The 23,909-nt window shown below is 73.5% G+C and carries 20 protein-coding genes; 15 read left to right on the plus strand and 5 right to left on the minus strand.

All coding sequences use genetic code 11. The features are described 5' to 3' along the window. The first annotated feature begins 183 nt into the window (after positions 1 to 183). The 3 genes from ACZ52R_RS16925 (at position 184) to ACZ52R_RS16935 (ending at position 3,697) form a co-directional block, all read left to right on the plus strand. Positions 184 to 1,362: a hypothetical protein gene (locus ACZ52R_RS16925; protein ID WP_465662268.1), complete on the plus strand. Its 1,179-nt coding sequence runs from the start codon at positions 184 to 186 to the stop codon at positions 1,360 to 1,362. 339 nt (positions 1,363 to 1,701) lie between these two features. Then, positions 1,702 to 2,343, plus strand: coding sequence for a hypothetical protein (locus tag ACZ52R_RS16930; protein WP_465662270.1), 642 nt, complete (start codon positions 1,702 to 1,704; stop codon positions 2,341 to 2,343). 550 nt (positions 2,344 to 2,893) lie between these two features. After that, positions 2,894 to 3,697: an SGNH/GDSL hydrolase family protein gene (locus tag ACZ52R_RS16935; RefSeq protein ID WP_465619706.1), complete on the plus strand. Its 804-nt coding sequence runs from the start codon at positions 2,894 to 2,896 to the stop codon at positions 3,695 to 3,697. Between the two features lie 177 nt (positions 3,698 to 3,874). On the opposite strand, the gene ACZ52R_RS16940 is transcribed toward ACZ52R_RS16935, so the two are convergent. From ACZ52R_RS16940 to ACZ52R_RS16950, 3 genes are all read right to left on the minus strand, one after another. Then, positions 3,875 to 4,777: a nitroreductase/quinone reductase family protein gene (locus tag ACZ52R_RS16940; protein ID WP_465662272.1), complete on the minus strand. Its 903-nt coding sequence runs from the start codon at positions 4,775 to 4,777 to the stop codon at positions 3,875 to 3,877. A 415-nt stretch (positions 4,778 to 5,192) separates the two neighbouring features. Next, complete coding sequence (locus ACZ52R_RS16945) at positions 5,193 to 6,347, minus strand: polysaccharide deacetylase family protein (protein WP_465753698.1); 1,155 nt, start codon at positions 6,345 to 6,347, stop codon at positions 5,193 to 5,195. 207 nt (positions 6,348 to 6,554) lie between these two features. Then, entirely contained in the window at positions 6,555 to 8,381 is a 1,827-nt protein-coding gene (locus ACZ52R_RS16950; protein ID WP_465753666.1) for an AMP-dependent synthetase/ligase, read from the minus strand. 519 nt (positions 8,382 to 8,900) lie between these two features. On the opposite strand from ACZ52R_RS16950, the gene ACZ52R_RS16955 reads away from it, so the two are divergent. From ACZ52R_RS16955 to ACZ52R_RS16975, 5 genes are all read left to right on the plus strand, one after another. Beyond that, on the plus strand, positions 8,901 to 12,038 hold the full coding sequence (locus ACZ52R_RS16955) for a sensor histidine kinase (RefSeq protein ID WP_465753667.1): 3,138 nt from the start codon (positions 8,901 to 8,903) through the stop codon (positions 12,036 to 12,038). Further along, entirely contained in the window at positions 12,035 to 12,454 is a 420-nt protein-coding gene (locus ACZ52R_RS16960) for a roadblock/LC7 domain-containing protein (protein WP_360490059.1), read from the plus strand. The genes ACZ52R_RS16955 and ACZ52R_RS16960 overlap by 4 nt, the downstream gene beginning before the upstream one ends. 203 nt (positions 12,455 to 12,657) lie before the next feature. Next, entirely contained in the window at positions 12,658 to 13,089 is a 432-nt protein-coding gene (locus ACZ52R_RS16965) for a DUF742 domain-containing protein (RefSeq protein WP_396287675.1), read from the plus strand. Further along, a complete protein-coding gene (locus ACZ52R_RS16970) occupies positions 13,070 to 13,720 on the plus strand; it encodes a GTP-binding protein (RefSeq protein WP_396287654.1) in 651 nt (216 codons plus the stop codon). The genes ACZ52R_RS16965 and ACZ52R_RS16970 overlap by 20 nt, the downstream gene beginning before the upstream one ends. A 1,139-nt stretch (positions 13,721 to 14,859) precedes the next feature. Then, positions 14,860 to 15,570: a winged helix-turn-helix domain-containing protein gene (locus ACZ52R_RS16975; protein ID WP_465753668.1), complete on the plus strand. Its 711-nt coding sequence runs from the start codon at positions 14,860 to 14,862 to the stop codon at positions 15,568 to 15,570. A gap of 255 nt (positions 15,571 to 15,825) precedes the next feature. On the opposite strand, the gene ACZ52R_RS16980 is transcribed toward ACZ52R_RS16975, so the two are convergent. Continuing rightward, positions 15,826 to 16,818, minus strand: coding sequence for an aldo/keto reductase (locus ACZ52R_RS16980; RefSeq protein ID WP_465753669.1), 993 nt, complete (start codon positions 16,816 to 16,818; stop codon positions 15,826 to 15,828). A gap of 345 nt (positions 16,819 to 17,163) precedes the next feature. On the opposite strand from ACZ52R_RS16980, the gene ACZ52R_RS16985 reads away from it, so the two are divergent. From ACZ52R_RS16985 to ACZ52R_RS17005, 5 genes are all read left to right on the plus strand, one after another. Next, complete coding sequence (locus tag ACZ52R_RS16985; RefSeq protein ID WP_465753670.1) at positions 17,164 to 17,730, plus strand: TetR/AcrR family transcriptional regulator; 567 nt, start codon at positions 17,164 to 17,166, stop codon at positions 17,728 to 17,730. 140 nt (positions 17,731 to 17,870) lie between these two features. Then, a complete protein-coding gene (locus ACZ52R_RS16990; protein WP_465662279.1) occupies positions 17,871 to 18,458 on the plus strand; it encodes a DUF4865 family protein in 588 nt (195 codons plus the stop codon). A gap of 16 nt (positions 18,459 to 18,474) precedes the next feature. After that, on the plus strand, positions 18,475 to 18,936 hold the full coding sequence (locus ACZ52R_RS16995; RefSeq protein ID WP_465753671.1) for a carboxymuconolactone decarboxylase family protein: 462 nt from the start codon (positions 18,475 to 18,477) through the stop codon (positions 18,934 to 18,936). Then, positions 18,933 to 19,841, plus strand: a complete 909-nt coding sequence (locus tag ACZ52R_RS17000) for a phosphotriesterase family protein (protein ID WP_465662282.1) — start codon at positions 18,933 to 18,935, stop codon at positions 19,839 to 19,841. Before ACZ52R_RS16995 ends, ACZ52R_RS17000 begins: the two co-directional genes overlap by 4 nt. Positions 19,842 to 20,004: 163 nt before the next feature. Then, the gene (locus ACZ52R_RS17005; RefSeq protein WP_465753672.1) at positions 20,005 to 20,712 is read left to right on the plus strand and encodes a Pr6Pr family membrane protein; all 708 of its coding nucleotides are present in this window, start codon (positions 20,005 to 20,007) and stop codon (positions 20,710 to 20,712) included. A gap of 168 nt (positions 20,713 to 20,880) precedes the next feature. Here ACZ52R_RS17005 and ACZ52R_RS17010 read toward each other — a convergent pair whose 3' ends face one another. After that, the gene (locus ACZ52R_RS17010; protein WP_465753673.1) at positions 20,881 to 21,645 is read right to left on the minus strand and encodes an SDR family NAD(P)-dependent oxidoreductase; all 765 of its coding nucleotides are present in this window, start codon (positions 21,643 to 21,645) and stop codon (positions 20,881 to 20,883) included. 137 nt (positions 21,646 to 21,782) lie between these two features. Between ACZ52R_RS17010 and ACZ52R_RS17015 the strand changes: the two genes are divergently transcribed. Together ACZ52R_RS17015 and ACZ52R_RS17020 are read left to right on the plus strand one after the other, a co-directional pair. After that, a complete protein-coding gene (locus tag ACZ52R_RS17015; RefSeq protein ID WP_465619731.1) occupies positions 21,783 to 22,403 on the plus strand; it encodes a TetR family transcriptional regulator in 621 nt (206 codons plus the stop codon). 298 nt (positions 22,404 to 22,701) lie between these two features. Next, positions 22,702 to 23,844 carry an alpha/beta hydrolase gene (locus ACZ52R_RS17020; protein ID WP_360490039.1) on the plus strand — a complete coding sequence of 381 codons (1,143 nt, stop codon included), beginning with the start codon at positions 22,702 to 22,704 and terminating at the stop codon, positions 23,842 to 23,844. Positions 23,845 to 23,909 lie beyond the last annotated feature (65 nt).

Here is a 23,909-nt window from a genome sequence, read left to right on the forward strand (position 1 = left end):
GTCGACACGATCTCTCTCGCCTCTCCCGCGCCCCTTCCTTTCGAGGCGCGCTGTTCGATTACTCGGAGTGGATTGTCAGTGGCTCTGTGTATGTTCCTCGACGTCGGCAGCTCCGCCGTTCGGGGTGGCCGGCGCTGTCGGGTGTCGGGTGATCGAGGAACGGATCGAGGAACAGGAGGAGCCATGGCTGCTGTGCGGGAGCTGGTGCGCGAGGTGGCGGGTGTCGCGGGGCGGCGCCGGCGGGTGCTGGTGCTGGCCGGGTCGAAGCAGGGGGGTGCCGGTGGGGCGCCGGGCGGTGGGTCCGGTGGGGCGGTGCCGCCCGGGGGCGGACGGCCGCCGGGCGGGCGTGCGGGAGGAGGTGGTGCGCGGGCGCGGCGGAGCGAACGGGCCCGGGGTGCGCCGCCGCAGCCGGTCGCGGTGGCCCTGGCCGTCGAGGCCGGGGACTTCGCCGGGCTCGCGCGGTACGGGCTGTTCGGCGGACTCGGCCACCAGGACTACCTGCGGCGGGCCGAGGAGCAGCTGACGGCCCTGTACCGGCAGGGCCTGGAGGTGCACCTGCGGGTCCTGGACGCGAACGACTTCGAGGACTACTGCGAGGTGCTCGGCCTCGATCCGCGGATGCCCGCGGCCCGGGTCGCCTACGCGGGCGATCCCGAGCTGGCCGGGGAGCCGTTCGTCTACGCCGGGGAGCGGCTGGCCGAGCTGCTGCCGGTGCTGATGGACGACCACCGGGCGCGGGTGCGGATGTCCGTGGCCTGCGCGGCCCTGTTGGACGCCGTCGGCGACGACCAGGCCGGGCAGCGCCGGATGGCTGCGGTGATGCGGTACGTGACGTCGGTGTACCTGGCGCTGGCCGAGGGCGCCGGGGAGGGCTGTCACCTGCTGACGCTGCGCTGCCACGGACCCGAGGACGGTGAGGAGCTCACCTCGGCGGTGGACGTCTGCGTGGAGCAGGGGCGGCTGTACCCCGCCGGGCGGGACACCGAGGCGTTCTGCGTCACGCTCGCGGCGGGTGTGGCCTCCGGAGGTGAGGGGGCGCTGCTGCTGCACGGCGATCCGTCGCTGAGCGGCCGGGCGGACCCGCCGCCCGGTGGCTCGGGGGGTCCCCCCGGCGGCGACGGCCCGGCCCGGCCGCCGGTGCGCGGTTGGGCGCTGGCCGGCGGGCGGCTGCGACCGATGACCGCGCATGAGGTGTTCGACGAGCTCGCCGACGACGCCGCCCGCGGGCTGCCGTTCCCGCCGGGCGTGGACCCGCGGCCCGGGTTCCCGTTGCCCGGGTTCCCGTCGCTCGGCGTCCCGGCGCCGGGCTTCCCGCCGCCCGGGTTCCCCGGCCCCCGGGGCGGGGGTGGGCCGCTGGGGTGATCAGGGCGGTCACCGCCTCCGCATCCACCATGCGGCGCTGGGGACTGTTCATCGACCGCCTGTTCGGGGAAGATTCGGAGAAGATCAACAGCAGGAGCGCGAGGTACCCCACGCCGCCGCTCCGGCCGCTCCGCTCCGTACCGCGCCCTGCAGGTCCCTTCCGCGCACCGCCGGTCCGGCGAGCCCGACAGCGAGAGGGGGACGCATGAGCGCGCGGAGCGAGCTCGGTGCCGGGGGGTGCGCGCAGGCGGACACCACGGCCGAGGTCTCCACCGGTTCGTTCGCCGATGTCTCCGCTGGGCCGTGCGGTGCCCCGGCCGAGCGCCGCGAGGCGAGAGCATGAGCCCGATCGAGTACAGCGCGGAGATCGCCGAGCTGCTCGGCAAGGTGCGGCGTCGCCCCACGGCGGGCTGGCCGTGGCGGCCGGGCGAGCAGGTGCCGGACGGGCTGCCGGTCAAGCAGTCCTGGGGGTGGCTGTTCGCCCCGGACGGGCGGGTGCTGACTCTGGTGAACCCCAGGGACGGGATCTGCTCGCTGCCCGGCGGCTCGCTGGAGCCGGAGGACGCCGGGGACCCGGCGGCCGCCCTGGCCCGGGAGGCCGCCGAGGAGGCGCAGGCGGTGATCGGTCGGCCGTACTACCTCGGCTACCTCTACGACCGGGTCGGCTCGGCGAACGGCGGGCACGAGTGCGCGCGGGTCCGGATGGCGGCGGCGCTGCGGGCGGTCGGGCCGAGCGCGGCCGACCCGGCCTCGGGCCGGCACTACCGGCGGCTGCTGGTCGCGCCCGGGCTCGCCGTCGAGCTGCTGGGCTGGGGCGAGCCCGGGCTGCGCCAGGCGCGGGCGGCGGTTGCCACCGCCGTCCGCCGGCTCGGCGTGCCCGCAGCCGCGAACGAGACGATCGAGGAGCTGCCCGTCGGGGGCTGCACGGTCTCCCCGGGTGCCGCGTACCCGGGCGGCGGCCACCCGGGTGGGCGGGGCTGACCCGGTTCGGGAGTCGACCCGCCCGTCCCGGGCCTGAGCGACGCTCATTGTCTTGACGTTCAGTGTCCCGGGGCTTGGTGTCTCGGGGCTTGGTGTCTCGAGGCTCGGTGTCTCGACATCGAGCGCGTCGACATCGAGCGCGTCGACGCTCGGCGCTTCGGCGTCCGGTCCTGAAGGTGGTTCACACCGGCACCCGCCCGCGCCGGGTCGCACCCGCCCCGGTCCCCTCGCGCCCGCTGCCGCGCCCTTGCCCCCCGGCCGCTGACCCGCGTCGAAATTGACTCAACGATGGTCGGACGTCGACTCCAGGCTTACCCCGCGCTGAACATCCACAAGTTGCCGGTCTACGCGCGCAGTGCTACGCGCGTCAAAAAGCACCCGGGCTGACCAGCGTGAACTCACGTGCTGTGGGCGGCAGTTCACCTCTCTGCTATCAGACGGTCCGTCAATATCTTTGGCATGAGCGCTTCCGGGTTCGGCTACCGCCTGGTATCACTTCTGTGACCCACGCCACGCCCCCACGCCCCCACCCCCCCACCCTGGAGGTGTCATGATCCACCCCCGCCCCGCCCGTGCCCTGTCCATCGCCGCGATAGCGGCAGGCCTCGCCATGACGACGCTCTTCGCTGCCTCGTCCGCCAACGCGGCCGGTGCCAACTACGTGGCCCTCGGCGACTCGTACTCCGCCGGTGTCGGCGCCGGCAGCTACCTGAGCGACAGTGGCAGCTGCAAGCGCAGCACCAACGCGTACGCGTACCTGTGGAAGAACGCGCACTCGCCGTCCTCCTTCAAGTTCGTCGCCTGTTCGGGCGCGAGGACCGGGGACATCCTGAACAACCAGATCTCCGCCCTGGACTCCGGCACCACGCTGGTCAGCATCTCGGTCGGCGGCAATGACGCCGGCTTCGCCGACACCATGCAGACTTGTGTCCTGGGCTCCGACAGCGCCTGCCTCAGCGCCGTCAGCACGGCGAAGAACTACGCCCTCAACACCCTGCCCGCCCAGCTGGACCAGGTGTACTCCGCCATCAAGTCCAAGTCGCCGAACGCCCACGTCGTGGTGATGGGCTACCCGCACATGTACAAGGTGGGCGGTGACTGCGTCTTCGGCATCGGCGACACCAAGCGTGCCGCCATCAACAGTGCCGCCGACACCCTGGACGGCGTCCTCGCCAAGCGCGCCGCCAACGCCGGCTTCAACTTCGGCGACGTCCGCAGCATCTTCACCGAGCACGAGATCTGCGGCAGCCTGACCACCTGGCTGAACAGCACCACCCTGCCGATCGACGAGAGCTACCACCCGAAGGCCTCCGGCCAGGCCGGTGGCTACCTGCCGGTCTTCTCGCAGTCCTGACGGACCCGGTCGGATTCCGACACCGCCGCGGCCGTCGCACCACGGCTGCCGCCGCCCCCTCCCGAGGCACGGGGAGGGGACGGCGGCAACGCCGTTTCAGCTACCGGTAGGGGCAGCCCCGGTCGAGACGGCTCCGGTCGGGACGGCTCCGGTCGGGGCGGTCCCGACCGGAGCGGGTCAGGCCCCCGGCCCGGTCGGCGAAGGCCCGGTCGGCGGGAAGGGGATGCCGGACAGGACCGGCAACAACTCCGCCTCCTCGTGCTCGAGGTGCGCCTCCAGCTGGGCCGACATCCGGTCCAGTTCGGTGCGGAGCCGCTCCGGCTCGGTGACCTCGATCCCGGCCAGCAGCGCCACCAGTTCGTCCTTGATCCGCCCGATCGCCCGGTGCTGCTCGTCGAGCCGTGCGAGCACGTCGGCCAGCTCCGGGTGGCTGCGCGCGAGCGCGGGGAAGATCGCGGCGTCCTCGCCGGTGTGGTGATGGGTCAGCCCGTCGCAGAACGCCAGGCAGTGCTGCCGTAGCTGCAGCCCGAGCCCGGCCGGGCGGCCGGGGACGTGCGTGTGCGCCTCCTCCCGGACGTGGCGCAGCTGTGCGCGCAGCCAGGTGTGCGCCTCCAGCAGCTTGTCGGCGAGGGTGCGTACCACCGGCTCCTCGCCGCCGGGTCCGGCCCCGGGCCGCTCCCGTTCCAGTACGACGACCGGCAACTCGCGTTCGGTGTGCGCCTGGTAGTCGCCGTACCCCGGCGCCTTCCGGACGACGGCCGCGAACAGCCGTTCCCGGCGGGCGCCTTCGGCGGGTACGGCGATCACGTCGAAGGTGTCGGTGCCGAGCTCGACCCGGGCCACCGGGTGGACCAGCAGGTTGCGGTACCACTGTGGGTGTTCCGGCGCCCCGGCGGCCGAGGCGACGACCAGCAGCAGCCCCTCCGCCCGGACGTACCCGAGCGGCACGGTGTGCGGCCGCCCGGACCGGGCGCCGGTGGTGGTCAGCAACAGCAGGTCGCCGCCCTCGAACGGGCCGCCGACCCGCCCGCCGTTGGCGCGGAACTCCTTGATGACATTCAGTTGGAAAGACATAGGCATGTGTGTGTGGTGGGGTCTCCGGAGAAAGGGGAGTCGCGGCCACACGCGGTGACAGTCAGGGGTGGCGCATCGCGCACGCGGACACCGCGGGTGACCGCGTGGCGTCAGATCAGGGAAGCGGAGAGAGTGCTCATCGCGCGTCGTCCCTTCGGAAGGGTGCTCGCTCGGCCACCGGCCGGCCCACTGCTCTGTGGCCGGCGCCGCGCTGCACGCCCCCATTAGATCCGCGCCGCGGTCGCACTGTCAACGAGCGGGATCACCCACCACCGGGGGCGGCGAAGCACCGCGCGGTACGGCGACGCGCCGCCGCTCCCCCTGGAGGCGGCGGCGCGTCGGGTCTGCGACGGCCGGTATGGCGGTGCTTCTGCGACGGTCGATATGACGGCACGTCAGCGGCGGTCGGTGTCGCGGTGCGTCAGCGCAGGTAGTCGACCAGGCCGGTCGGCTTGAGGCCGGCGGCGTCGGCGGCGGCCAGGGCCCGCTGCAGGTCGGTGGCCAGGATGTCGGTCCAGTGCATGAGGACGACGTCGCCCGGCTGCAGCAGGCCCGGGTGCCAGATGTCGGCGGCACCCCAGCTGAAGTCGGCGTCGGCGGTGAGCACGGTGCGGATGCCGCAGTTGGCGGCGGCCTGCAGGGTGTCGGCGTTCCAGGCGAAGTACGGCGGACGGAAGACCACGGGCGCGGTGCCGAAGTGGCGGGTCAGGGCGTCGCGGGCGTCGCAGATCTCGACCTGCTGCTGGTCCGCCGGGAGTTTGCTGAGGTCGGAGTGGGAGACCGTGTGGTCCTGGATCGAGGAGCCGGGCACGGCGGTGACCCGCTGGAAGAAGGCCGGGTCGGTGCCGGCCGGCATCGGCAGCGGGAAGGCGGTGATCGGCAGGCGGTGGTCGGCGATGAACTGTTCCGCCTCGGGGGTGCGCTGCCAGCCGTCGTCCACGGTGAAGAAGACGACCCTGTCGGTGGTCGGGATCGAGCTCGCCGCCACCGCCGGGGCGGGTGCGGGCCCGACCACCCGGACGTCGTCCACCGAGAACGGGCCCTGCTGGTACCAGCCGTGCACGTACAGTCGGACGCTGTGCGCGTCGGGGCCGGTGGTGAACCGGGTGGTCAGTCGCTGCCAGCTGCCGCCGGTGCTTTCCGTCCAGGCGGGCGGGACGTCCTTGCCGGTGCCGGTGGCGCCCAGGTAGACGAAGCTGCCGCGCACCCAGGCGGAGGCGGTGTAGGTGGTGCCGGGGCGGACGGCGACGGTCTGGGCGCACTCGCCGGTGGAGTCGGCGTTCGCCGGGGTGACGGTCAGCGCGGAGGCGCCGGCGTGCGGGGCGGTGGGGGTGACGGCCGCCTCGGCCGGGCCGCCGGTGCAGTTCCAACCGGGGATACTGCCCCAGTCGGCGAGGCTCGGGGCGGGCAGCTCGAACCCGGGGTTGGTCGCCAGGTTGACGGTCGGGGCGGCCTCGGCGGCCGGGGTGGCAGGGGCGGCCTGGGCGGCCTGGGCGCCGTCGGCGGAGGCCGCCGGTACGGCGAAGGCGGTGAGCAGCGCGACGGAGGCGGCCAGCGCGGACAGCCGCGTGGACATCGACACGTGAGGACTCCAGCGTGTGGGGGAGACGCCCGTGGGGAGGGCGCGAACGAAAGGGGTGGTGGTGCGCCGCACTCGGGCCGAAGAGAAACAATGGACTGGACCAATCGGCCCGTCAAGGGAACGGCAGATGAACCGGGCGGCCACCGGACCTGTGCCACAAGGGACAAGACGGCCAGTCAAAACACCTACCGGACATCCCGATCAGGGGAGGTACAGCTCCTCGATGTCCTCCGCGTAGTACTCCGCGATGGCCCCTCGCCGCAGCTTGAGTGAGGGCGTCAGCAGACCTTGCTCCTCGCTGAACTCCCGTGGGAGCAGCCGGAACGCGCGGATCGACTCGGCTCGCGACACCGCCGTGTTCGCCGCCGCCACCGCGCGCTGGATCTCGACGTGCAGGTCCTCGTCCGCGAGCACCGCCCATGCGTCGAGCTGTTCCCGCCCGCGGGTCTTCAGCCAGTGCGCCAGCGCCGCCGGGTCGAGCGTGATCAGTGCGGCCACGTACGGGCGGTCGTCGCCGACCACCAGGCACTGGGAGACCAGGGGGTGCGCCTCGACCCGCTCCTCCAGGCCGGCCGGGGCGAGGTTCTTGCCGCTGCTGGTGACGATCAGGTCCTTCTTGCGGCCGGTGATGGTGAGGTAGCCGTCCTCGTCCAGCCGGCCCAGGTCGCCCGTCGCGAACCAGCCGTCGACCAGCGACTCGGCGGTGCACCGCGGGTGGTTGAGGTAGCCGCCGAAGACCGAGTCGCCGCGCACCCACACCTCGCCGTCGTCGGCGATCGCCACCGAGGCGCCCGGCACCGGCTGCCCGACGGTGCCGAGCTTCTGCCGCCCGGTCGGATTGGCGGTGATCGCGGCGGAGGTCTCGGTCAGCCCGTACCCCTCGTACAGCTGCAGCCCGGCGCCGGTGAAGAACAGGCCCAGGTCGCGCCGCAGCGAGGAGCCGCCGCACATCACGCTGCGCACCCGGCCGCCGAGCGCCGCGCGCAGTCTCGGGTAGACGGTCCGCTCGTAGGCGAGGTGGCGCAGCCGCAGTGCGGCGCCCGGTCCGGGGCCGCGTCCGAAGGCCTTCTGCTCCCGGGCGGCGGCCCAGTCGACGGCCACCTGTCGGGCCTGCTCGAAGAGTTCGCCGCGGCCGGAGCTCTCGGCGGCGCGCCGGGCCTGCTGGAAGATCTTCTCGAACACGTACGGGACGGCGTGCAGGAAGGTCGGCCGGAAGGTCTCCAGCGCGGGCAGCAGCGCGTCGGTGGAGACCTCGGGGACGTGGCCGACCCGGAAGCCGCCGCGGATCGCCGCGATCTGCACGGCCCGCCCGTAGACGTGGGCGAGTGGCAGGAACAGCAGGGTGCCGGGCTGGCCGCCGCCGGTGTCACGCAGGACGTCGCCCCAGCCGGCGAGCAGCGCGTCGGCCTCGGCGGCCAGGTTGGCGTGGGTGAGCAGGCAGCCCTTGGGCCGGCCGGTGGTGCCGGAGGTGTAGACGACGGTGGCGACGTTCTCGGCGGCGACGCCGAGGCGCTGGCGGTGCACCAGGGAGTCGGGCACGCCGTGGCCGTCCTCGGTGATCGCGGCGACGCAGTCGCGGTCCAGTTGCCAGATGCCGGTGAGGTCGGGCAGTGCGTCGCAGACCGCGCCGACGGTCATGGCGGCGTCCTCGTCCTCGACCAGGCAGGCCACGGCCTGGGTCTCGGCGAGGATCCAGCGGACCTGCTCGGGGGCGGCGGTGGGGTAGACCGGGACGGTGATCGCGCCGATCGACCAGAGCGCGTAGTCGAAGAGGGTCCACTCGTAGCGGGTGCGGGACATCAGGGCGACCCGGTCGCCGTAGTGCACGCCGTGTGTCAGCAGTCCTTTGGCCAGGGCGAGCACCTGGTCCCGGAACTGCCGGGCGGTGACGTCCTGCCAGCGTCCGCCGCCGGTCCGCCGGGACAACTGGACCAGGTCGGGGGTGCGCTCGGCGGTGTCGTACAGGGAGTCGGCGAGTCCTCCGGCGGCCTCGGGAGCGTCCGGGGCGGGGGTGGTGAACTCGCGCACAGTCCTCCCCAGTTCGCGTCTCCCGGCGCCTGTTGCCGGGCCGGCCCGGCGCGCCCTCCGGCCGCCGGGGCGCCGGCGCCGGTTGCGCGGGTGGAGCGAAACTATCGGATCGTCCCGTCACTTCCCAGGGTTGTGACGGTGGCGCGACGAGATCGGCACCGGTCCGCCCGCATGGTGCCGCACCCGTGAAGGCGTGGGAGAGGATGCGGGAGAGGGGTGAGGGTGGCGTGCAGGTCGGGCATTCCGGGCATCAGTGGACGATTCCGTCGTGAAACGAGGGCCTGGGCGACCGGTTTCTGACGTGTGCGGGGCAAGGTGGGGAGGCGGATTGGTTCGGCCCTCGAACGAGTGGTCAGGGCGTAGTAGAGTCGCGCAGACCCGTGGCCGGGAGCCCCCTCCGTATCCCTCCTCACCGTTCCTGCCCCTGCCCCACCCCGCCCCACCCCTCCCGCCGCGCCCACCGCTTCCACGGCCCCCACCCTCCCCGTCCGCGCCTGGCACTTCCCGACCGAGGACTCCATGCGTCTGCGCCGCAGCTCGATCCGCGCGAAGATCATCGCGCTGCTCCTGGTGCCCATCGTGGCGCTCACCGCCCTGTGGGTGTTCGCGACCTTCGCCACCACCGGCGACGTCTGGAGCCAGCTGAGGATCAGCCGTACGTACAAGGAGTTCGCTGGCCCGGTCGACCAGTACGCCACCGACCTGCAGAACGAGCGCCGCGCCGCCGTCCAGAGCCTGGCCGACCCCCGCTCGCCCGTCGCCCGGGACGCCTACGAGCACGCCAAGGCCAACACCGACCGCAGCCTCGCCGTGCTGCGGCAGAAGAAGGACAGCGCGGGCAGCAAGCTCTCCACCCCCCAGCGCGGCCGCTTCGTGCAGATCATCGCCTCCGCCGACCAGATCGGCCCGCTGCGCTCCCAGGTCGGCCGGGCCGCGCTGAACTGGGAATTCGCGCTGGACCAGTACAGCGACCTGGTCAAGCCCGTGTTCGGCTTCCGCTCCGCCTACGTCGCCCGGCAGACCGGCCAACTCCCGCGCCAGGGAACCATTCTGATCGAGCTGGTGCGCGCCCGTGAGTACCTGTCTCAGGAGGACGCGGCGATGGAGGGCCTGCGCGCCGGCGCCGCCAAACCCACCGCCGAGCAGTACCAGGTCGCGCTGGACGCCCTGCACAACCAGCAGGCGCTGTTCACCGTCTACGTCGCCGAGCTCGAACCCGCCGACCAGTCCGACTACATCGCCCTGCGCGGCGGCGAGGCCTGGGGCGCGCTGGCCCGCGCCGAGGCGGACTTCGTCGGCGCCGGCGGCCCCGACCGGGTGGTCCAGGCACTCAACAGCGACTCCTGGCGGGAGACCGCCGACCGGGCACTCGGCGACCTCAACTCGATCAACAGCCGGATCGCCGCCGGGCTCGACGAGCGCGCGCGGTCCGCGGCGATCGGCATGCTCTGGCGCGGCGGCATCGCCGGTGCGATCGGCCTGGTCGCGGTCGTGCTGTCGATCATGATCTCGTTCCGGATCGGTCGCGGCCTGGCCCGCGAGCTGATCGGCCTGCGCAACGCGGCCAACGAACTCGCCGGCACCCGACTGCCCTCCGTCATGCTGCGGCTGCGCCGCGGCGAGCCGGTCGACGTGGCCACCGAGGCGCCCGGACTGAACTTCGGCGACGCCGAGATCGGGCAGGTCGGCCAGGCCTTCAACGCGGTGCAGCGGGCCGCCGTCGAGGCCGCCGTCGAACAGGCCGAGCTGCGGCGCGGCGTCTCGGCCGTGTTCGTCAACCTGGCCCGGCGCAGCCAGGTGCTGCTGCACCGTCAGCTCACCCTGCTCGACACCATGGAACGCCGCACCGAGGACCCGACGGAGCTCGCGGACCTCTTCAAGGTCGACCACCTCACCACCCGCATGCGCCGGCACGCCGAGGGCCTGATCATCCTGGCCGGCGGCTCGCCCGGGCGTGCCTGGCGCAAGCCGGTCCGGATGGTCGACGTGGTCCGGGCGGCGGTCGGCGAGGTCGAGGACTACGCCCGGGTGACCGTCCGGCCGTTCCCCGGCACCGGCCTGCTCGGCAGCGCCGTCGCGGACATCACCCACCTGGTCGCCGAACTCGTCGAGAACGCCGCGGTGTTCTCCCCGCCGAGCACCCAGGTCACCGTCCAAGGCGAGGTGGTGGCGCACGGCTTCGCGCTGGAGATCGACGACCGCGGGCTCGGGCTGAGCGAGCAGCTGCTCGCCGAGATCAACGAACGCCTCGCCGTGGAGCAGGAGTTCGACCTGGCCGACACCGACCGGCTCGGCCTCTTCGTGGTCAGCCGGCTGGCCCGGCGGCACGGCATCCGAGTGCACCTTCGGCCGTCCCCGTACGGCGGGACGACGGCGGTGGTGCTGATCCCGCGCGAGCTGCTCGCCGAGGCGCCGGACGGGCTGGCGGAGCCGGCCGCGACCGGTCGGCGGTCCGTGGGCGCCGGTCGGCGCGGGCAGCGGGACCTGGTCGCGGTCCCGGGGCCGGTTCCCGGGCCGGGGGCTGCGGGCGGAACCGACCCCGGGGCGGGCTCCTCGTCCGGTTCCCTGTCCGGCGTGTCGTCGGGCTCCTCGTCCGGCGCCGGTGAGGGCGGTCGGCACCGGGGGACGGGCGGGCCGCGGCCCTCCGTGCCCGAGGCGGGGCGTACGGCGGGCGGTCTGCCGCGTAGGGCCTCGCGGCCCAAGGGCGGACCGGTCCTGGTCCCCGCGCCCGGAGCGTACACCGGGGACACCGGGGACACCGGGGACGGGCCGGGCACGGGCCGGCACCGGCGGGAGGACATGGTGGTGGCCGCGGCTGCGGAGGCCTTCGCGGCTGCTGCGACCGCCGAGGCTGCCGCTGTCGCCGAGGCTGCCGTGATCGCTGGGGCTGCAGGGGTTGCCGAGGTTCCGCCGGTGGACGCCGCGCCCCGGACGGTGGGCGGTCTGCCGCGTCGGGTCCGGCAGGCGAACCTGGCGCCGCAGCTCAGGGAACAGCTCACGGAGCAAGTGAAGGAACGATTCCGCAGCGCGGGCGGGTCGGGGGACACGACCGGGGACGCGGGGTCCGCTCCCGACGCTCGGGAGGCACGGGAGCGCTCGCCCGAGGAGGCCCGGGCGACCTTCGCCTCGTTCCAGCGCGGCTTCACCCGGGGACGCGGTGCCTCCGCCCCGGTGGACCGTGCCGATGCCACCAAGGATCGCGACGGCTCGCCGACAGGCCGTGACGGATCGTCAAGAAACGGCGACGGATCGTCAAAGGACCGCGACGGCACGCCAGAGGGCGCAGAGAGCGCCCCGACGGCCCACGAGGGATCGCCGCGCGATCGCTTCGCAGCCGTACCCGTCTGGCAGCCGCCGGGCGCGTCCCGCCGGGCGATCGGCCCGGCGCCCGCCCCGGCGGCGCTGCCCGCCCCCTCGGACACCGGGCGAGCCCCGCTCGCCCGTCGGCTGCCGCCCGGACCGCCGGTCCGTCGCAGCCCGGGCCCGGGATCGCCCGTACCACCGGTATCACCCGTTGTACCCGATTCATCAGCACGACCGGCACCACTCGCACGACCCGCACCACCCGTGCGGCCCACATCGCCTGTGCGGCCCACATCACCCGCATCATCGGCATCACCTGCACCACCCGCTCCAGCGGAAGGAACTGATTCATGACCACTTCGACGCAGCCGTCCGGGGACCTCAACTGGCTCCTGGACGACCTGGTGGGGCGCGTAGCGGCCCTCCGGCACGCGGTGATCCTGTCCAGCGACGGCCTGGCCACCGGCGCCTCCCGCGACCTCGACCGCGAGGACGCCGAGCACCTGGCCGCCGTCGCGGCCGGGTTCCACAGCCTGGCCAAGGGGGCCGGCGGGCACTTCAAGGTCGGCGGCGTCCGGCAGACTATGGTCGAGCTGGACGAGGCGTTCCTGTTCATCACGGCCGCCGGCGACGGCAGCTGCCTGGCCGTGCTGAGTGACGCCGAGGCCGACATCGGCCAGATCGCCTACGAGATGGCCCTGCTGGTCAAGCGGGTCGGCGAGCACATGGCCGCCGAGCCGCGCACCGAAACCGCCCCGCCGGGGAGATGAGCGGGCCGATGGCGGATCCGAAGGCGGACGTGCCGGACGTGCCGGACGGCCCGGAGGTGCCGGTGGGCACGGACGGGCCGACCGGTGCGGGGGCGTCGCCTGGTGCGGACGCATCGGCGGAGGTGGACGCCCCGGCCGGCGTGAACGCGCCGGACGGTGTGGCCGCATCCCAGGGTGTGGACACTCCGGCGGACGCGGAGCAGATCGACCCGGACGGACCCGAGGTCGACCTGTTCCGTCCGCGCACCCCGGTCGACGACCGCTGGTTCGACGACGAGGCCGGCCCGGTCGTGCGGCTCTACTCGATGACCCGCGGCCGCACCCGGCCGGTCGAGGAGGGCCTGTTCGACCTGATCTCGCTGGTCACCGCCGTCGAGCCCGGGCCGGACGCGGGGGCCGTGCCCGCGCACGTCCTCGACCCGGAACACCAGACGCTGCTGGCGCTGTGCCGCCGCGAGCCGCTCTCCGTCGCCGAACTCGGCTCCTTCACCGACCTGCCGGTCAGCGTGGTGCGGGTGCTGCTCGGCGACCTCTACGACGCCGACCTGATCAGCGTCACCCGACCCGTTCCGCTCGCCGAGCTGCCGGACGAGCGCCTGCTGCGAGACGTGATCAATGGACTCCGTGCGCTCTGACCACCACCTCCGCCCGGACGGTGCCGCGTCCGACCCGGCGAACGCCAACGACCCGCGGTGGCGCGGCGGTCCGGCCGCCGCGGTGAAGATCCTGGTCGCGGGCGGCTTCGGCGCGGGGAAGACCACCCTGGTCGGCTCGGTCAGCGAGATCCGGCCGTTGCGCACCGAGGAGGAACTCAGCGAGCTGGGGCGTCCACTGGACGACACCTCGGGCGTCGAGGCGAAGCGCACCACCACGGTGGCGATGGACTTCGGCCGGATCGACCTGCGGCCCGGCCTCGCCCTCTACCTGTTCGGCACGCCCGGGCAGGACCGGTTCTGGTTCGTCTGGGACGAGTTGGCGCGCGGCGCGCTCGGCGCCGTGGTGCTCGCCGACACCCGGCGGCTGGCCGACTGCTTCCCCTCGGTCGATTTCTTCGAGCAGCGCGGCATCCCGTTCGTGGTCGCGGTGAACTGCTTCGAGGGCACCGAGCGGTTCACGCCGGACGAGGTGCGGGACGCGCTCGACCTCGACCCGGACATCCCGGTGTTGCTCTGCGACGCCCGGCTGCGGGAGGACGGGAAGGACCTGCTCGTCGCGCTGGTCGAGCACGCCGCCGCGCGCCGCCACCGCGCTGCCGCCCGGGCCTGAGGGAGCCTCGGGTGACGGCGGCGCGGGCGTCCCCTACCGGCCGACGTCTCATTCCGATGTCCGCATCCCGGACGGTCGGCGCGCGGAAGGTTGCCTAGACCGGCCCGGCCGTGGAAGGCTCAGTGGACGAAGGCCGCCCGGCCATGCCGTCGGGAGCCCCGGAAACGCCCCGTTCACACGGGCGTTGCCGACCGGCGGACGGCCTTCGACGATCCGGCGAGGCACCGCCGGCGCGCACCGGCAGCGGTGAACCGCCGCGCACAGAACGAGGGGGAGGGCAGCAGAATGACGACCGTCGGCCGACGACGCATCGCCACCGCCCTGTCCGGGCCCCTCATGCCCGGCTCCGCCCGCTCGGGTGCCGCCGCTCCGGTGCTCACCGTCCGCCGCTACATCGACCACGCGCTGATCTGCAGCGCGTGTTGTCGCTGACCGGCCTGTCCCATCCCGGTACGTCCCCGGCGCTCCCGGCCCACCAGCCACCGCCCGACGCACCGCTGATCCCGTCGACCAGGCCGTAGCGGACCGCCGTTCGGCGCGCCCGCGGCCGACCAACCGGACCGCCCAGCGGAGAGACCACCAGTGAACATCGTCTGCCCCAGACCTGACCCCGCCGCCGTCGGCCGTACCCGAACGGCCGGGACGGCCCCCGCGACGTGCGCGGGCGGTGGACGGACCGGACGGTGGAACGGGCGCGTGAGCCGCGCCGCGGACAGCCGACGGGGTCACCACGACCTCGAGCCGTTCTGGCCGTCCCGGCAGCCGCACCTGTTCGATCAGACGTGTCCGGGCTCGCCCAGCGCGTCCCGGCTCTCCGCCCGCTGACCCGGTTCAGTCCGGTCCAGCCCCGGCAGTACGCCCGGTCGACGCGCAGACGACTCCACCCCGTCCGTCACGCGCGAAATGAGCGGCACACCATGTCTTCTTCCTCCACGGCCACCCTGCCCCTGCCCACCGCGACCCCGCACCTGCGCGCGGTCCGCTCGGTTCCGACGGTCCCCTCTGTTCCGTCCGTTCCGCCTGTTCCGTCCTCCGTTCCGTCACCTGTTCCGTCCGCCGTTCCCGGTGCCGCCGGCTCGGCCTGGGTCGCGGGGTCGTCCGTCGGTCCGTCCGCCGGTCCGTCCGTCGCCCCGGCTTCGGTGGCCGACCGATGGCCCGGGGCGGCGCTCCGCCCGCCGCACACCGGCCCGGCCCGCCCGGCCGGTGGTCCGACGACCGCCGTAGCGCCGCAGCCGGGCACGGTTGTCCCGCCGGCCCCGCACGCGCTGCTCGCCGCGCTGCCGGAGGGGGCGACCGTCGTCGCCGCCCTGCCGCAGGGCGTGCTGCCGCAGGGTCTGCTCGCCCAGTACGGCGCGCAGTTCGGTGGCGCGAACGGGAGCCCGATGGTCGGGTACCTGGTGCTGGTGCCGACCGAGAGTCCGGCGGCGGGTGGCCCGGGCCTGCCCGATGCGCCCGTCGTGCCCGCGACTGCCGGACTGCCCGGAGCTGTCGGGTGGTCCGGAGCCGCCGGACTGCCTGGGGCGTCGGCTCCGGCGGGTGTCCGCCCGGTGCGTGCGGCCGGGCGCGGCATCACCGTCGACGCGGAGCGGCGCAACGCGTACGTCGACGGGCGGCTGCTCGACCTCACCTACCTGGAGTTCGAGCTGCTGGCCCACCTCACCGAGCACCCGCAGCGGGTGCACAGTCGGGACCACCTGGTCTCCGCGGTCTGGGGCTACGGCCACGTCGGGGACGGCCGGACGGTCGACGTGCACGTCGCCCGTCTGCGCCGCAAGCTCGGACCCGCCTACCGCGAAACGATCGTGACGGTCCGTCGGGTCGGCTACAAGTACAACCCGGCCGCCGTCTGATCACCGACTGCCGACTGTGGCGGCGGGCCGCCCGTACGTTCCGAACGGACGAGCAGCCCGCCGCCGCAGGGCTATTGATGGCCTTCCGGGCGCTGTGGAGTGCAGCGGACGGTGCAGGCCCAGCCCGGTGCCCGGGTGCGTCGACCGTCGCTGACAACTGACAGCTGACAGATTTCGAAATCTGTCAGCTGTCAGTTGTCAATCGTCACCTTCCGCCGCAGAGGCCGCGCAGCTCGGCGCCTCAGTAACGCGGGCTCAGCGGCTCAGCCGGTCGATCTCCGCCAGCTCCTCCGCCGTCAGCGGCCCGCCGGCCAGCGCGTCGAGGTTCTGGTCCAGCTGGGCCACGCTGCTCGCGCCGATGATCACCGACACCACCCGGGGGTCCCGCAGCACCCAGCACAGCGCCAGCTGCGCCAGCGTCTGCCCGCGCCCCTCGGCGATCTTGTCGAGTGCCCGCAGCTGCTCCAGCTTCGGCCCGGTCAGCGCCTCCTGGGTCAGGAACTTCCCGACCGACATCCGCGAGCCGGCCGGTACGTCCCCGGAGAGGTAGCGGTCCGTCAGCAGTCCCTGGGCCAGCGGCGAGTAGGCGATCAGGCTGGTCTGGGTGTCGCCCACCGCGTCCAGCACCCCGGCCTCCTCCACGTGCCGGTTGAGGATCGAGTACGCCGACTGGTTCAGCAGCACCGGCGTCCCCAGCTCCCGCAGGATCGCCACCGCCTCCCGGTGCTGCTCCGCCGGGTAGTTGGAGACCGCGGCGTACAGCGCCTTGCCCGAGCGCACCGCGCTGTCCAGCGCCCCCATCGTCTCCTCGATCGCGGTGTCCGGGTCGTAGCGGTGCGAGTAGAAGACGTCGACGTAGTCCAGTCCCATCCGGTCCAGCGACTGGTCGAGGCTGGCCAGCAGGTACTTGCGGCTGCCGCCGTTGCCGTACGGGCCGGGCCACATGTCCCAGCCGGCCTTGGTCGCGATGAACAGCTCGTCGCGGTACGGCCGGAAGTCCTGGGCGAACAGGTAGCCGAAGTTGCGCTCGGCACTGCCGTACGGCGGCCCGTAGTTGTTCGCCAGGTCGAAGTGCGTGACGCCCCGGTCGAAGGCCCGGCGCAGCACCGCCCGCTGCACCTCCAGCGGCTGGGTGTCACCGAAGTTGTGCCAGAGCCCGAGCGAGACGGCGGGCAGCTGGACGCCACTGCGGCCGGCCTTCCGGTAGGTCATCGAGGCGTAGCGGTCATCCGCGGCGAGGTAGCTCATGTCGGACATCCTGCCAGCCGGCCCCGGCCGATCAAGCCCTTGCCGTTCCCGTAACCACTGATCCGCCGCCCGCCCGCCCGCGCAGCGCGCCGTGCGCGCCCTGTCCGGCGTGACGCCGGCAACCGTGCGTGACGTGACGCGCGCCACCGATCGCGGCGGAATGCCGCCCGGCGGCAAGGGGGATGACGAACCGTCGAGGGGTCGTGGCCGCCGGGGGGCGGCGCACGGCCCTCAACCATCGGGCGGCCGTCGAAGGCTCCTGGAAGTCGATCCGGAAGCCCGATCCTGAACCCGATCCGGCATACCACTGGCACTCTGTACCTACTGGTATGTACAGTGATTCACATGAGCACCCAGGAACGCCTCATCGAGAGCACCCAGGCACTCCTCTGGGAGCGCGGCTACGTCGGCACCAGCCCCAAGGCCATCCAGCAGCGCTCCGGCGTCGGCCAGGGCAGCATGTACCACCACTTCACCGGCAAGCCCGACCTCGCCGCCGCCGCCCTGCGCCGCAGCGCCGAGCAGATGCGGGGCATCGCCGAGGCCGACCTCGCCGCCCCCGGCAGCGCGTACGGCCGGATCGCCGCGTACCTGCGCCGGGACCGTGACGTCCTGCGCGGCTGCCGGATGGGCCGGATGGCCCAGGATCCGGACGTGGTCGCCGACCCGCAGCTGCGCGCCCCCGTCGAGGAGACCTTCGACTGGCTGCGCGGCCGGATCGCCGACCTGGTCGCCGAGGGCCAGGCCGGCGGCGAGTTCGCCCCCGCCCTCGACCCGGCCGACACCGCCGCCGCCGTGGTCGCCGTCGTCCAGGGCGGCTACGTCCTGGCCCGCGCCGCGGACAGCGCGGAGCCGTTCGACCAGGCCGTCCGCGGCGCCCTCGGCCTGCTCGCGGCACACCGAACGGCCTGACGAACAGAGCGAACCGGGCCCGAAGAGCCAACCGGGCCGGCTCGGCCAAGAGGCCGACCACACGACCAGGGCCGGCAGCCCGAACGGAACGAACAGGACCGACAGCCCGACGCCGCGCACCGACCCCGAGGAGCCCCGCCGTGCACGCCATGCAGTACGAGATCACCCTCCCCGCCGACTACGACATGGGCATCATCCGCAAACGCGTCGCCGACAAGGGCCACCTGCTCGACGCCTACCCGGGCCTCGGCCTCAAGGCGTACCTGGTCCGGGAGCGCGGTCTCCAGGGGTCGCCGGTCAACCAGTACGCGCCGTTCTACCTCTGGCGCACCGCCGAGGGCATGAACAGCTTCCTCTGGGGCCCGGCCTTCCGCGGTCTGAGCGCCGACTTCGGCCGCCCGGCCGTCCACCACTGGCTCGGAGCGGGACTGGGCCACGGCGGTGCGACCGACGCGCGGGAGACCGCCCCGACCACCGCCACCCGCGACACCGTACGGCTGCCGGAAACCGCCGACCCGGCCGAAGCCGTCGAGCGGGCGCTCGCCGAACTCCCCACGCACCCGGCCCTGCACACCGCCGCCGTCGCCGTGGACCCGAGCCGCTGGGAACTGCTCCGATTCGCCCTCTGGCACGGCCCGGCCCCGGAGGACGCGCCCGGCGCCCGCTACCAGGTGCTGCACCTCTCCCGACCCGAACTCGACCGGCTGCCGGCCGGACGCCACTTCTGAAAGGCCCCACGCCCCGATGACTTCCGTGCCGCTGCCGCCGAACGACCTCGCCCCCGCCCCGCTCGACCGCGAAGCCGGCTACGCCCTGCTCGCCGACCTCGCCGGGCCGGCCGCCGCCGGCACCCTCGGCGGGCTGGACGCCCTCGCCCCCGGCTTCCCCGACTGGATCGTCACCAGCCTCTTCGGCGGCACCTACCAGCGCCCCGGCCTCGCCCTGCGCGACCGCCAGATCGCCAACCTGGCCGCCCTCACCGCCCTCGGCGGGGTGGAACCCCAGCTCGCCGACCACGTGCGCTACAGCCGGCGGATCGGCCTGACGAAGGAGGAGATCACCGAGGTCATCGTCCACCTCGCCCCCTACGTCGGCGTCCCCAAGGCCCTCGCCGGCCTGCGCGTCGCGACCGCGACCTTCGCCGCAGCCGCCGAAGCCGCCACCGAAACCACCGCAGTCAGCGACCTCACCGAGGAGCAGGCATGAGCCGCACCGTCCGCACCGTCCTGGGCGACCTCGACCCCGCCGAACTCGGCGTCACGGACTCCCACGACCACCTCTTCATCCGCAGCCCGCTGCTCCCCGGGCAGGAGCTGGACGATCCGGCTGCCGCCGAGGAGGTCCTGCGCGCCTACGCCGCCGCCGGCGGCCGCACCCTCGTCCAGTGGACCCCGTTCGGCATGGGCCGGGGCGCGGACTCGCTCGCCACCCTCTCCCGCACGACCGGCGTCCACATCGTCGCCGCCACCGGCGCACACCAGGCGGCCCACTACGCGGCCGGCCCCGTCCCGTACGCGGACCTCGCCGAACGCTTCGTCGCCGAGCTCACCACCGGACTGCCGGGTGCATCCGAGAGCGCCCGCGCCGGTCTGATCAAGGTCGCCGACGACGCGGGCCGCACCACCGCGCACACCCGTCGGACGATGGCCGCGGCCGCCGAAGCGCACCACGCCACGGGCGCCCCGATCGCCGTCCACCTCGAACCCGACGGCGATCCGCACGAGGTCCTGTCCCGGCTCAGCAGCCGCGACGGGGTCCGGCCCGACCGGATCATCTTCGGCCACCTCACCCGGTTCCCCGACCGCGCCACGTACCGCAGCCTCGCCGCCGAGGGCGTCCACCTCGCCTTGGACAGCCCCTCCCGGATCGGCCACCCGACCGACCTCCAGGCCTTCGACGTCATCGCCGACCTGGTCGACGCGGGCCACGCCGACCAGCTGCTCCTGGGCGCCGACACCACGACCCGTACCGCCCGGCAGGCCGGCGGTCCGACCCGCCTGCTCACCGATCTCGCCCCACGGCTCGCCCGCGCCTACGGCCCGGAACTGCCCGAGCTGCTCCTCACCACCAACCCGGCCGCCGCCTTCGCCGCCGACTGGCGCACCCCGTGAGCCCGGCAGGCCCTGAGCCCGGCAGGCCCTGAGCTGGGCGGACCCTCGAGCCCTGGCAGGCTTCCGAGCCCGTTCCCGCTCCTGTGGCCGACTGCTCCGGCCCGGGTTTGAATCCGAGTAGCCCTCCTGCCGGAGGGGCGCCCCCAGAGAGGCGGACTCGACGATGCCCGCACCATCGACCGCGGCCGCACCATCGACCGCCGCACCGTCGACCTACCCGTGGCTCGCACCCGCCCGGCTCGCCGTCGCGGCCCTCGTCGCCGTCGCCCTCTGCTTCTCCGGCTACCGCGCGGCGACGGACCCCACCGGGGTGGTGAACTTCTTCAGCTACTTCACCAACCTGGGCAACCTCGCCGTGGTCGCCGTCCTGGGCTACGGCGGCTGGGCGGGCCTGACCGGCCGCCGCCCGGTGCCGGACGAGGTGCGCGGGGCGGTCGTGCTCTACCTGGTGATCACCGGACTGGTCTACGGCACGCTGCTGGCGAAGTACCCGGAGCAGCTGGTGATCCCGTGGGCGGACGACGTGTTGCACCGCGCGATCCCGCTCGTCGTGCTTGCCGACTGGCTGATCGACCCGCCCGCCCGGCGCGTCCGCCCGGTCGTGGTGCTCGGCTGGATGGCGTTCCCGCTGCTGTACCTGGTGTACGCGCTGCTGCGCGGCCACGCCGTCGACTGGTACCCGTACCCGTTCCTCGACCCCGCCCTGCACGGTGGCTACCGCCGGGTGGCCGGGGCCTGCTTCCTGACGGCGGTGGCCTTCGTCCTCGTCGGCGCCGCGGTCGCCGCCGTGGGCAACGCGCTCGCCGCGCACCGCGACGCCCGCGACGGCGCGGTCCCGAGGGGCCGTCACGCCCGTGCCGGAACGGGCTGACGAGGGCCGAACACGCTCCCGTGGTGACGGCCGTGGTGACGCTCCGGACCCTCACGGCCGCCGACGCAGCATCGAGGCCTTCCGGCAGCGGGCGAAACGCCGAAGCGGGGCCTGTGCCGTACAGGGGACGGCACAGGCCCCGCCGTTCGGGGCCGCGGGGGCGGGCGGTCACATGTGGGTGCCGCCGTCGATGCGGAGCTCGGTGCCGGTGACGAAGGCGCCGTCGTCGGAGGCGAGCATGGCGATCACGCCGGCCACCGTCTCCGGGCCCGCGAAGCCCTGGCCGAGGGCGGGGGAGAGCTTGGCGAGCAGGCTGAAGTCGGCGTCGGCGGGCAGGCCGGGGTTGTTGGTCATGCCGCTGTCGATGCTGCCCGGGGCGACGCAGACCGCGCGCAGGCCCTGCTTCGAGTACTCCGAGGCGATGGCGTGGGTGAACGACTGGATGCCGCCCTTGGTCGCGGCGTACGCGGCCATGTAGGGGTGGGCGAAGCTCGCGGAGGTGGAGCTGAAGTTGACCACCACGCCCTTGCCGCCGGCGAGCAGTGCGGGGAGCGCCTCGCGGGTCATCAGGAAGGTGCCGGTCAGGTTCACCGCGAGGAGCGTGTTCCAGAACTCCAGGGTGGTCTCGTGGGTGTGCGAGGCACGGAGGATGCCGGCCGCGTTGACCAGGACGTCCAGGCCGCCCAGGTCGGCGATCGCCTCGGCGACGCCCGCGACGACGGCGGCCTCGTCGGAGATGTCCAGGACCCGGATGGTCAGGCGGTCCGCGGTGCCGTCGGCGGTCGCGCGGTCCAGGGTCTTCTTCAGGCCGTCCTCGTTGACGTCGACGGCGACGACCTTGCCGCCCTCGGCGAGGATCCGGTGCACGGTCGCCCGGCCGATGCCCGAGCCGCCGCCGGTGATCAGGACGTTCCGTCCGCTGAAGCGCTCCATGGTGGTACTCCGTTCGTTCGTGGTCTCTCGACCTCAAGAGGCACGGTACGCCCAAGTGGCACGTTGTGCCAATGAGGCTTGATGAGTCATCTCGGCATGACGCGCCAGAATGGCACCCATCCGCGTAGGCTGACCCCGTGACCGGACGCCCGACCCTGAACCAGCGCCGCCGTGACGCCACCCGGCTGGAGATCGCCCGCGCTGCCGCCGCGCTCTTCGCCGAAAAGGGGGCGGAGGCCACCACCGCCGAGGAGATCGCCCTCGCCACAGGCATCTCGCTGCGCACCTTCTACCGGTACTTCTCCGTCAAGGAGGATGCCGTCGCCCCGCTGCTCGCGGCGGGCGGACGGCAGTGGGTCGACCGGTTCGCCGAGAGCTCGGCCGACCTGCCGCTGCGCGAGGCGCTGGAGAGCGCGGCGGTCGCGTCGCTGACGCCGGCCGACGAGGCGGGTGCCGAGATGATGCAGTGGACCCGCAGCCTGCTGCGCGACCCGAGCCTGGAAGGTGCCTGGCAGCGCGTCCACGCCGACTCGGAGGTGCGGCTGCGCGCGGTCCTCGCCGACCGCTGCCCGGAGGGCACCGATCCGCTGGAGATCCGGCTGGCCGCCGCCGCCGCGACAGCGGCGATCCGGGTGGCCCTGGAGCAGTGGGCCTCCTCCGACGCCCCCGCCGTCGGCCCGGGCTCCCCGCGCGACCTGGGCGCCCGCTGCATGCGCGAGCTCACGGCGGGGCTGCGGCTCTGGGAGCGGGTGTCCTGAGCCGGGGGTGCGTCGGGCGTGGGGCGTGGTGGCTGCCGCGCCCGGCGGTTGGCGGGTGACGGCGAGCAGCTGACAGGGTTCAGGGTTCAGATGTCAGATGACAGATTTCGAAATCTGTCATCTGAACTCTGTCGGTTGAAAGCCGTCGGCCGTTCCCCGCGACCTCCCAGCCCGCCATCAGCGTTCTCCCAGCTGGCGCTAGGGTTGATCATTGCGCCCTGGCAGGGGAGCCGGGGTGACCTCCTCGGATGTCCCCAGCGGAGGGGTCCGGAGTTCGAGGCGTGGGAGCAAGTAGGACATGGGTCTGACGAGCCACAAGGTGCTGGCGCTGACCGTATTGATCGCCGTCGTGGTGATGGGGGGCACGGTCTGGCTGTGGCCCAGGATGGCCAGGACGACCTGGCAGGCGGTGCTCGGCCGGATCGGCACGCTGCTCGCCACCCAGTTCGCGGTGCTCGCGGCGCTCGGCCTGGTGGCGAACAACTACTTCGCCTTCTACAGCAGTTGGGACGACCTGCTGGGCACCGGTGACACCGGCCCGGTGGTGATCCACAACAAGGCGGACGCCTCCGGTCGCCTCCTGGTGGAGACGATCGGCCACGCCTCGGTCAAGGGCGGCGGTGCGGTGGGCCGCGAGCCCAGCCAGTCGGGCGAGATCCGCAAGGTCCGGATCGACGGTGCGGTCAGCCGGCTGTCCACCGAGAGCTACGTCTACCTGCCCCCGCAGTACTTCCAGCCGGAGTACGCGCAGAGGAAGTTCCCGGCCGTGATCGTCAGCACCGGGTTCCCAGGAATCGCCGAGAACCTGATCACCCGCTTCAACTACCCGGGCGCGGCGCTCAAGCTGCTGCAGGAGGGCCGGATGCAGCCGACCGTCCTGATCCTGATGCGCCCCTCGCCCGCGCTGCCGCAGGACACCGAGTGCGAGGACATCCCGAACGGCCCGCAGTCCGACACGTACTTCACCAAGGACGTGCCCTCGGCGATCCAGGCCAGCTTCCGGGTCTCGTCCGACCCGCAGGCCTGGGCCTTCATGGGCAACTCGACCGGCGGCTACTGCGCGCTCAAGCTGGCCATGCGCCACCCCGACGTGTTCCCGACCGCCGTCGCGCTCTCGGCCTACTACGACGCCGCCGACGACCCGACCACCGGTGACCTGTTCGGCGGCAGCAAGCAGCGCCGCGACGAGGCCAACCTGATGTGGCGGCTGAAGAACCTGCCGCAGCCCAACGTGTCCGTGCTGCTGGCGGGCACCAAGAAGGGCGACGGCGACTACCGGCGGGAGACCGAGGCCTTCGTCGAGGCGGCGCGGAGCCCGATGAAGGTCTCGTACAGCATGCTCGAGAACGGCGGCCACAACTTCGAGACCTGGAGCGCGCTGCTGCCGTCCTCGCTGGAGTGGCTGTCCCAGCACCTTGCGGTGCCGAACCCGACCGCCTGACGACCGGCCGCTTATCGGCCGGACCCCGGGGCCCAGCCGCGGGTCGGGGGTCCGGCCGTCACAGG

Source organism: Kitasatospora sp. NPDC034023 (assembly GCF_055575795.1).